At 40.4% G+C, this 9255-nt stretch carries 5 protein-coding genes and 2 pseudogenes; 1 reads left to right on the forward strand and 6 read right to left on the reverse strand.

Annotated features, from left to right (window positions below; translation table 11 throughout):
• Positions 1-35: 35 nt before the first annotated feature.
• The 5 genes and pseudogenes from cydC to tadA form a co-directional block, all read right to left on the reverse strand.
• The gene (cydC, locus tag LFLEISCH_RS03405; protein WP_007472986.1) at positions 36-1775 is read right to left on the reverse strand and encodes a thiol reductant ABC exporter subunit CydC; all 1740 of its coding nucleotides are present in this window, start codon (positions 1773-1775) and stop codon (positions 36-38) included.
• Positions 1775-3496 (reverse strand): thiol reductant ABC exporter subunit CydD, encoded by a 1722-nt coding sequence (gene cydD / locus LFLEISCH_RS03410; RefSeq protein ID WP_007472988.1) that lies wholly within the window; start codon positions 3494-3496, stop codon positions 1775-1777. The genes cydC and cydD overlap by 1 nt, the downstream gene beginning before the upstream one ends.
• Positions 3496-4509 carry a cytochrome d ubiquinol oxidase subunit II gene (gene cydB, locus LFLEISCH_RS03415; protein ID WP_007472989.1) on the reverse strand — a complete coding sequence of 338 codons (1014 nt, stop codon included), beginning with the start codon at positions 4507-4509 and terminating at the stop codon, positions 3496-3498. The genes cydD and cydB overlap by 1 nt, the downstream gene beginning before the upstream one ends.
• A pseudogene (locus LFLEISCH_RS03420) lies at positions 4496-5900 on the reverse strand (cytochrome ubiquinol oxidase subunit I). The gene cydB and the pseudogene LFLEISCH_RS03420 overlap by 14 nt, the downstream one beginning before the upstream one ends.
• A 362-nt stretch (positions 5901-6262) precedes the next feature.
• Positions 6263-6754, reverse strand: a complete 492-nt coding sequence (gene tadA / locus LFLEISCH_RS03425) for a tRNA adenosine(34) deaminase TadA (protein WP_007472995.1) — start codon at positions 6752-6754, stop codon at positions 6263-6265.
• 139 nt (positions 6755-6893) lie between these two features.
• Between tadA and LFLEISCH_RS03430 the strand changes: the two are divergent.
• Positions 6894-8464 (forward strand): annotated as a pseudogene (locus LFLEISCH_RS03430) (acetate--CoA ligase).
• A gap of 113 nt (positions 8465-8577) precedes the next feature.
• Here the strand turns inward: LFLEISCH_RS03430 and LFLEISCH_RS03435 are convergent.
• Positions 8578-9129 carry a hypothetical protein gene (locus LFLEISCH_RS03435; protein ID WP_007473002.1) on the reverse strand — a complete coding sequence of 184 codons (552 nt, stop codon included), beginning with the start codon at positions 9127-9129 and terminating at the stop codon, positions 8578-8580.
• Between the last annotated feature and the right edge of the window lie 126 nt (positions 9130-9255).

Genomic DNA, 9255 nt, shown 5'->3' on the forward strand with positions numbered 1-9255 from the left:
TTATTATAGCAAAAAACCGCTTAATTAAAAGCGGTTTAAAGCTTGATAGGCCGGTCGAGCTCGTAAAGGCGTTTATAGCGCGGTTGAGATGCCATGAGTTCAGCGTGTGTGCCCTTCATAAGAATGTCTCCATCTTCTAGGAAAAGCACCGAATTCATTTTCTCAGCACCTACCAAATGATGCGTTACCCAAAGTACGGATTTTCCTTCGAGCGTTTCAAAAATGGTGTGAAGCAACTCGCGTTCCGTGATAGGGTCAAGTCCAACTGTAGGTTCATCCAAAATTACGATTGGCGTGTCTTGCAGTAAAATACGAGCGAGCGCGATACGACTTCGTTCGCCGCCTGAAAATCGCGCGCCCATTTCGGACATTTGAGTTTTATAACCATTCGGCATACTCATAATAAAATCGTGCATCTGCACCTTTTTAGCCGCCGCGTATACCTCTTCTTCCGTTGCATTTTGATTTCCGAGGCGAATATTGTTAAATACCGTTGTGCTAAATAAATGGGCTTTTTGATTAAGCATCGAAACGATTTTTGGAATTTGCGGGCCTAAATCTGCTGGCTTTTCGCCGTTTAGGGTCACTTCTCCCTCACTTGGCAAAAGCGCGCCTTGAATTAGCTTGAGGAAAGTTGATTTTCCAGTCCCACTCCGACCGATAATCGCCACTTTTTCCCCTTGTCTGAGTTCAAAATCAAAGTTTTTTAACACAAAAGGACTTTTTTCGTTATATTGAAAAGAGAGATTACTTGCTTGTAGCGTTACATGTTCTGTTTCAATTGTCCTTTTTTGCTCGATTTCGGCTTCAAAACTAGGTAATGTCTTGTCCTCGATTTTATCCAGCCGGTCAAGCGAGTCCTTATAAAGCGACTTATCACTAATGGCACTCGAAACGGGAACAAAAGCTTCACCGAGTGACATAATCGCAAGTGTAAAGGCCGCAATGAGCGTCCCCGAAAAGGCACCGTCTGTTACTTCATTTGTACTCCAATAAACCATTAAAATGACCATTGCACCCACAATAAGTTGGCTGAAAAAGTCGCGCCAGTTTACAAAATGAAATTGTTTCGTTTCCACTTTTAAAAGGGCCGCCTCATCTTTTTCATACCCTTCAATAAGGCTTTTCTCACGTCCGCTAAACATCCAGTCGCTAAGACCAAAGACAGCATCCGTAAATTGACTATACAAACGATTTCTCCCTTGTTTTAAATAGGCGTTTTTTCCTCGCGCATATAAAATCGAAACACCAGGTAAAACAAAAATGAGTAGGCCGATTAAAACAAGAATTAAAATCGCAAAAGGCACCGAGAAAAAGCCAAGTGCGATAATGACACCTGCGTATAAAAACAAACTAATAACAGCCGGCAGCATCGTGGTTAAATAGAAATTTTGAATATGTTCAATATCATCCGCTAACATGCCTAAAATGTCGCCCGTGCGGTAACGGGATTTAAGAAGTAGCGCCTGAGGTTCCAAAAGTCGGTACAGTCTGACGCGCATTTTTTCAAGAATCCGAAGCACTAAAGAGTGGCTGTTTAAACGTTCTACATATTTTGAAACGGAACGTAAGATACCAAAGGCCCTTACGCCAACACTTGCCACATATACGGCCATAATCGACTCTGGCATAAGCGATGATTTGGAAATCAGATGACCGGATGTAAACATAAGCGCGGCTCCTGCCGAAAAAGTTAACACCCCAAGGAAAATAACGACTAAAAAGAGGCCTAAATTTTGCTTAATATAAGGGCCAATCCAACTATTTTTTAGCATTAAATCTCCTCCAATTGGGCTTTAATTAGGTCATAGTAAAATCCTTTTTTTGAAACAAGTTCGTCGTGTGTCCCTGTTTCAACAATCGCCCCTTTGTCTAAAACGATAATTTGATCCATTTCGAGCATCCAGTGGAGCCTATGCGTCGCAAAAAATACAAGCCGATTTTTAAATAAATCAAGCATTGGAGCCTTAAGTTCATATTCCGTCTCAATATCTAAGTGCGCAGTCGGCTCATCCATAAGAACAATTTGACGATCTGATAAAAAGGCACGTGCCAGTGCAATACGTTGTTCCTGGCCACCACTTAACGTCCGTCCAGCTTCCCCTACAATGGTTTCATATTTGTCATCTAATTGCTGCACAAAGTAATCAAGCCCAGCCGCTTTCGTAGCCGCCTGAATGGCTTCATCTGATGCTTCTGGATGATAAAATTTAACGTTGCCAGAAATCGTATCATGAAATAAGTAGGGGTGTTGTGGGATATATGTTACTTGTTTTTGCCACGAATAACGGTGTAACCTAACAGGCGTCTGATTCACTTGAATATCGCCCATTGTTGGCGCGAGAAAGCCACTTAAAATGTCTATCATCGTGGATTTTCCGGCACCCGTCGCCCCAATAATACCGATTTTCGCAAACCCAGTGACTGTAAAATCGGCCCTAGCAAGCGAATCTTGTTGGCCTTCTGCATAATTAACGGAAATTCCTTCTAGGCTCAGGACGGAATCACTGGTGTATGCGGGCACGTCCGCTCCTTCGTTCATTTCTTGCGTTTCTTTTCCCCTATCAATAATGGCTTGAATCACTCGCCCTGCTTCTTGTCCGTCAAGTGTTGCATGATAATCGGATCCGAGCTCACGTACGGGTAAAAAATATTCTGGTGCCAAAATTAAGATGGCAAGTGCCGGTGTAAGAAGGATTACCCCGTCTATCAAGCCCAGCCCGAGAAATAGCGCCACAACAGCGATAGACAACATCGTAAAGAAGTCGAGTGCAAAGGAAGATAAAAAGGCTACTCGTAATGTTTTCATTGTTGCTTTTCGGTAGCTCGAACTCGTTTCAGCAATGCTTCTTTCATGACTATGGCTTAAACCGAGATACTTCAACGTTTCAAGGCCTTTTAGCGAGTCAACAAAGTGGTTAGATAAAATGCGATACGATTCAAACTGCGAATCTGCTTGCTTTTTCGCTGCAAGACCTAGGATGATGAGGAATAAAATAAGGACAGGGAAGGTGATAAATAAAATCAGTGCAGACTTCCCGTCTTGTGTGAGGACATAAATCCAAATCATCGCTGGGATAATCGCCATATTGATAAACTTTGGTAAAAAAAGTTCAATAAAACGCCTGAAGTCCTGCACGCCTTCCATAACCATCGTAACCACTTTCCCAGTTCCTTCTTCGCGCGTAAAACGCGGACCTAGGACAAATAAATTTTCAAGCAACTCTTCCCGCATTGTTTCCCCCGTCTTAGAGGCGAACTTATACACAATAGCTTTTTTCCATACATTTAAAAAATGGCGTACAAAAAGCGCTCCCGCGAAGAAAGCCATTTGTAACGCCACAGTAGACAAGGCCGCACCGTTAAAAAGCTTTGTAATAGCTTCTGCGAGCGTGCTTGCCATGACGATAATTGCCGCGCCTTGAACAAGAGTCAACGCGGCAAGAATCGCTAGTATTTTTTTTATACCTTTATATTTAAAAATATCTTTTCCCATTAATACGTCATTTTCTCCTTACTCGAAACGCGTTTACGGAAAACGTAGTAACTCCAAATCTGATAGCCGAGTACAAACGGTAATAATGTCACCGCTACAATCGTCATAACCGTTAAGGAGTATTGTCCCGAAGCTGCGTTATGAATAGTTAAGTCAAATGCAGAGTCAATTGAGCTAATCATGACACGAGGGAATAACCCTACGAAAATTGTTGCGATTGTGAGTGCTAATCCTAGACCGCCAAATGTAAATGCAAAACCATCACGATCTTTCCATAGGAAGAAGGCACATAGTAAGTACATGACGACAACAATACCAATCATAGTTGGTACGAGAATTGGACGAGCTTGGAAAATATCTGTATAAATAAACGCAAGAACTACAAATACGACTAAAACCGGTACTGTAATAAACCAGACGCGTTTTGCCATACGACGTGCACGGTCTTGAATATCATCTTCCGTACGAAGTGTAATAAACATTAGGCCGTGAAGCAAGCATAGCATAGTAACGGTTACGCCTCCCCAAACGGAGAAGACCGTAATGTAATCAAAGAATCCAGCGTACATATCCATTTTATCGTTAATCGGCATCCCTTGAACAAGGCTTGAAAACAACACGCCTAGTAAGAATGGCGGTAAAATACTTCCGAAAAAGATAACCCAGTCCCAAAACTTACGCCAAGCTGCGGAATCTTTTTGTCCGCGGAACTCGAAGGAAACACCTCGACCAATTAAGGCAAGTAAGAAAACGACAAGTGGGATGTAATATCCACTAAACATCGTTGCATACCAGTTTGGAAATGCGGCAAAAATCGCCCCACCCGCTGTAAGGAGCCATACTTCATTGGCATCCCAAAACGGTCCAATTGTATTGACTAAAACGCGACGCTCCAAATCATTTCGAGCCATAAAGCGCGTAGACATCCCTACACCAAAGTCAAATCCTTCTAGGAAGAAGAAACCGACAAACAATACTGCGACAAGTAAAAACCATAACTCATTCAGTGACAATTTTGTCGCCCCCTTTATCAAATGGATCGACAGAAGTACTTTCTACTTTGTTTTCACCATAAGGTCCTTTTTTGATTTCGCGAATAAATAGGTAAACTAATATGATTAGTAATAACGCGTAAATCGTTGAAAATGCAATTATTGAGAATAATAATGAACCAGCCGATACGTTTGGTGATACGGCATCTGCTGTTTGTTGGTAACCAAATACTACCCACGGTTGACGTCCAATTTCAGTCATAATCCAACCCATTGAATTAGCAATGAATGGGAATAAGATCATTGGAACCATGAGACGTAAATACCAACCTGTATTCTCCAGTTTTTTACGCCACGCAAGTACTACACCAATTAGCGCAGTTAAAATCATTAACATTCCTGCTGCTACCATAATACGGAAGCTCCAGAAGGAAGTTCGTACTGGTGGAATATAATCTCCCGGTCCATATTGTTCCTCGTATTGTTTTTGAAGTGAATTCATTCCTTCTACGGAACCACTAAAGGTTGAATAAGATAAGAAACTTAACGCATACGGGATTTCAATGGACCACGTATTTTTTTTTGTTATCAACATCAATACCTGCAATCATGGTCCAAGGAGCTGGGTCGGCAGTATCCTCCCATATTCCTTCAGTTGCCGCCATTTTCATCGGCTGCGTTTTAACCAAATATTGAGCTTGTGAGTGTCCGCTGAAAGCTGTTCCAAAACCGCCGATAATTGCGATAACTAGAGCAATTTGGAAAGAGCGTTTAAAGAACTCCACATCTTGTTTTTTAAGCATTTTATATGCACTCACGCCTGCAATAAAGAATGCTCCGGTCGCGAAAGCGCCGAAAATAACGTGCGGAAATTCAACTAATAACTGGCCATTTGTGATAAGTGCCCAAAAATCATTCATTTCGGCACGACCATTTTTGAATTCGAAGCCAACTGGATGTTGCATAAATGAGTTTGCCGCAAGAATCCAGAAACTTGAAAGAATCGTCCCGATTGATACGAGCCAAATACACGCTAAATGTAATTTTTTGCTAAGACGATCCCAGCCAAAAATCCATAAACCGATAAATGTTGACTCCATAAAGAATGCGAGTAAAGCTTCAATCGCAAGTGGTGCACCGAAAACGTCCCCTACAAAACGAGAATAATCGGACCAGTTCATTCCAAATTGGAACTCCTGAATAATACCGGTAACGACACCGACTGCAAAGTTAATTAAGAACAAATGTCCCCAAAACTTCGTCATTTTTTTGTAAACTTCTTTTCCTTTCACTACATACAAAGTCTGCATGAGCGCCACCATAAAGACTAATCCAATGGATAATGGCACAAATAAAAAGTGAAAGATTGTTGTTGATGCGAACTGAAAACGGGCTAGAAACAATGTATCCACCCTTTTCCCCTCCTTTTTTCTGCGTAATAATCCTTTTTTACGTTCTCCTTTACCCGAAACTTGTGAAAAAGCAACACTAAAAAGCCCCATTAGTTGTTATTTTTTTCACAAACCTATGTAAAATAAAAAAATTTGCTATTTCTCTTTTTTTTCGGCTAAAGCAGAGTTCTAAATTAGAATAAGTTCTATATACAGTATATTTTATCCTATTTCCACTTAAATTCATTTAGTTCTTTAGTAGTCTTTTTTATAAATTCTATATAAAACGAAAAGACTGCTTGTAAAGTATTGAACTTACTGCAACTTCATTTTTGTTATCTTGTTCACAAAATCATTTCATTCTCCATTTTAGAGCAAATTAGTTATAAAGAACTATTTGAATCGCTTTCTTTTTCCTCTTTTTTGCGCTTTCTTAGCTCTCGAAAAAAATGAGTTAAAAGATCGCCCGTCTCCTCTTCCAAAAGACCGCTCTCGACTTCACACATGTGATTAAAACGTTCATCTTGCAAAAGGTTCATAAGCGTTCCTGCGGTTCCCGCTTTCGGATCTTTTGCGCCGTAGTAAACTCTTTCAATCCTAGAGAGTAAAATCGCGCCACTGCACATGGGACAAGGTTCAAGCGTTACATATAATTCAGCGCCTTGAAGACGCCATGAATTTTGGTTATGGCACGCATCTTGGATAGCCATCATTTCTGCATGAGTGACAGCATTTTGACTTGTTTCACGTAGATTATGACCACGACCAATGATTTTACCATCTAAAACGACGACGGCACCAATTGGGACTTCGCCAATCGCGCTTGCTTTTTCTGCTTCATGAATCGCTTCCCGCATATATCCTTCTTTCTCCAAAACGTCACCTCTTTTCCAGTTTATAGTAACACAGCTTTTGAATGCATGCGTATTAGTTGCTTTAAAAATGTTTTTATACTACCATGTATTAGTATCAGGTACTAATATTCTGAATAAAGAAAAAAGGGGTTGACCGAACGTGGATTCAAATTATCTTATTGCACCTGCAAAATATAATATTACTGATGAAATTACAAAATTCGACTCAGATAAAATCGCTCTTATTTGGAAAGATAACCATAACGAACGAACTTGGACCTATCACGAATTACTAGTGAATGCCCGTAAATTTGCGAACGTCCTTACGAAACAAGGTATACAAAAAGGCGATCATGTGATTGTGATGACACCCCGCCTACTTGAAACCTATGCGATTTATATGGGACTTTGGATGGTTGGCGCCGTTATTATTCCAGCCTCCGAACTCCTAAAAGCCCATGATTTAGCCTACCGGATTGACCACGCCGGCGTAAAAGGAATCATTACTTACAAAGGCATGACCGAAGAATTTGAGAAGATTGAACACACTCCTTCTGTTAAAACGAGGATTTTAATCGAGGAAGAAAAAGTGGGGTGGCTCGATTATTCGAGCTCATGTCTCTTGCCCCAAATGATTTCACCCCTATCGAAACGTCCCGTGACGATGCCTGCTTACTCGCTTTCACAAGCGGTACGACTGGAAATCCAAAAGGCGTCGTCCATGTTCACGGGTGGGGCTATGCCCATATTCGAATTGCCGCTGATCACTGGTTAGATATTCGCGAAACAGATACGGTTTGGGCTACTGCCGGTCCAGGTTGGCAAAAATGGGTATGGTCACCGTTTCTTTCCATTTTAGGAAAAGGCGCCACCGGATTCATTTACGGCGCACGTTTTAATCCTGAGCACCAGCTTCGCTTACTTGATTCTGAAAAAATCGATGTATTGTGTTGCACGCCAACGGAATACCGCCTTATGGCAAAAGTCCCTGGGTTAGATAAGTATCAACTTACTCATTTACGGAGCGCTGTTTCAGCGGGGGAACCGCTTAATCGCGAAGTCATTAGTGTCTTCCAAAATCAATTTGGCGTAAAAGTACGCGATGGCTACGGTCAAACTGAAAGCACACTTTTAATTGGGACACTTACGGATACCGAAATACGACCTGGTTCTATGGGAAAACCAATTATGCCAGAATATATGGCGATTATAGACGCGGACGGAAATCCCGTTAAACAAGGCGAAATTGGCGATGTTGCGGTTAAAAAAGATTTTCCTGCGTTATTCAAAACGTATTACAAAGAACCTGAGCGCCTCGCAAAAGCGATTCGTGGCGAATATTTTATTACAGGAGACCGAGCTCTCTTTGATGCTAACAACTATTACTGGTTTCAAGGTCGAAGCGATGATATTATCATTAGTTCCGGCTATACGATTGGCCCGTTTGAAGTAGAAGACGCGCTCACTCACCATGAGAGCGTGAAAGAGGTCGCTGTTGTGGCTAGTCCTGACGAAATTCGCGGCACAGTCGTAAAAGCTTTTATCGTATTAAAGGAAGGGTATGCGGCAAGCGATTCACTTATTCGTGAACTCCAAAGCTTTACAAAAGAACGCACAGCTCCGTATAAATACCCTCGTCGTATTGAGTTTGTATCATCTCTCCCTAAAACCGATTCTGGCAAAATTCGCCGTGTAGAGCTTCGCAATCAGGAATTTAGTTTAACGAAATAAATTTAAAAGGACTCTCACAAACGAGAGTCCTTTTAAATACGTGTTAATACGCCGTTACTTTTTTAATCAATGTACCATCTTCAGTAAAAATATTCCATTTTGCATAATTTTGTTTATCTTCGTTTTCCAGTAAGTTTAAAAATAATCGTTTTTTCGTCTGTGTCCACTTGGAAATAATCGTATTTTGGATTTTTAGGAGGATTCACAGTCAGTTCATTTATTCTTTTATTAGATACAAGTGAAAAATTAAGATTTGAAATTTGATTGGACGTTACGCGAATGCCTTCCATCGAAAAGTCCATTTTTACATCCGAGGCTTTATTATTTTTAACAATAAAGAGATATAATTCTAGCTGCGTTCCAATTTTATCATCTAAAGTTGTCTCTAAAATGGATTTCCCACGTTTTTCTTTATAGGAAATAGTATGCTCATTTTTCATCTTCACTTGCTCTATCTTATTCGCCTTCGTAAAAATATAACTTTCTCCTTCTTCTTTAGTATCTGAAAAGAACGACATCGTATATACAAATTTCCCATCATATTGATAAGGATATTTCTTGATAGAATTTGCTTTAAATTGATTAATCTTATAAAAATGTACGCCTGTAAAAATTAAACCAAGTAATACAATGCCTAAGATGATGTAGCCAATCACTCGTTTCATGTGCTTCTCCCTTTCTAGATGTCTATATTTTAAGAATATTATAAATTAAAATCTTCTAATTAGCTAGTCAAAAAAAGAAAAGCGCACTTTTCTCCAATGGAAGAAAAAGTGCGCTTTTTCTTTTTT

The sequence above is a fragment of the Listeria fleischmannii subsp. fleischmannii LU2006-1 genome (assembly GCF_000344175.1).
In the GTDB taxonomy this organism is placed as follows: domain Bacteria; phylum Bacillota; class Bacilli; order Lactobacillales; family Listeriaceae; genus Listeria; species Listeria fleischmannii.

Bases quoted from the DNA above. Each gene is read 5' to 3' on its own strand.
- cydC (WP_007472986.1), bottom strand. From the start codon at position 1,775: ATGCTAAAAAATAGTTGGATTGGCCCTTATATTAAGCAAAATTTAGGC.
- cydD (WP_007472988.1), bottom strand. From the start codon at position 3,496: ATGGGAAAAGATATTTTTAAATATAAAGGTATAAAAAAAATACTAGCG.
- LFLEISCH_RS03435 (WP_007473002.1), bottom strand. From the start codon at position 9,129: ATGAAACGAGTGATTGGCTACATCATCTTAGGCATTGTATTACTTGGT.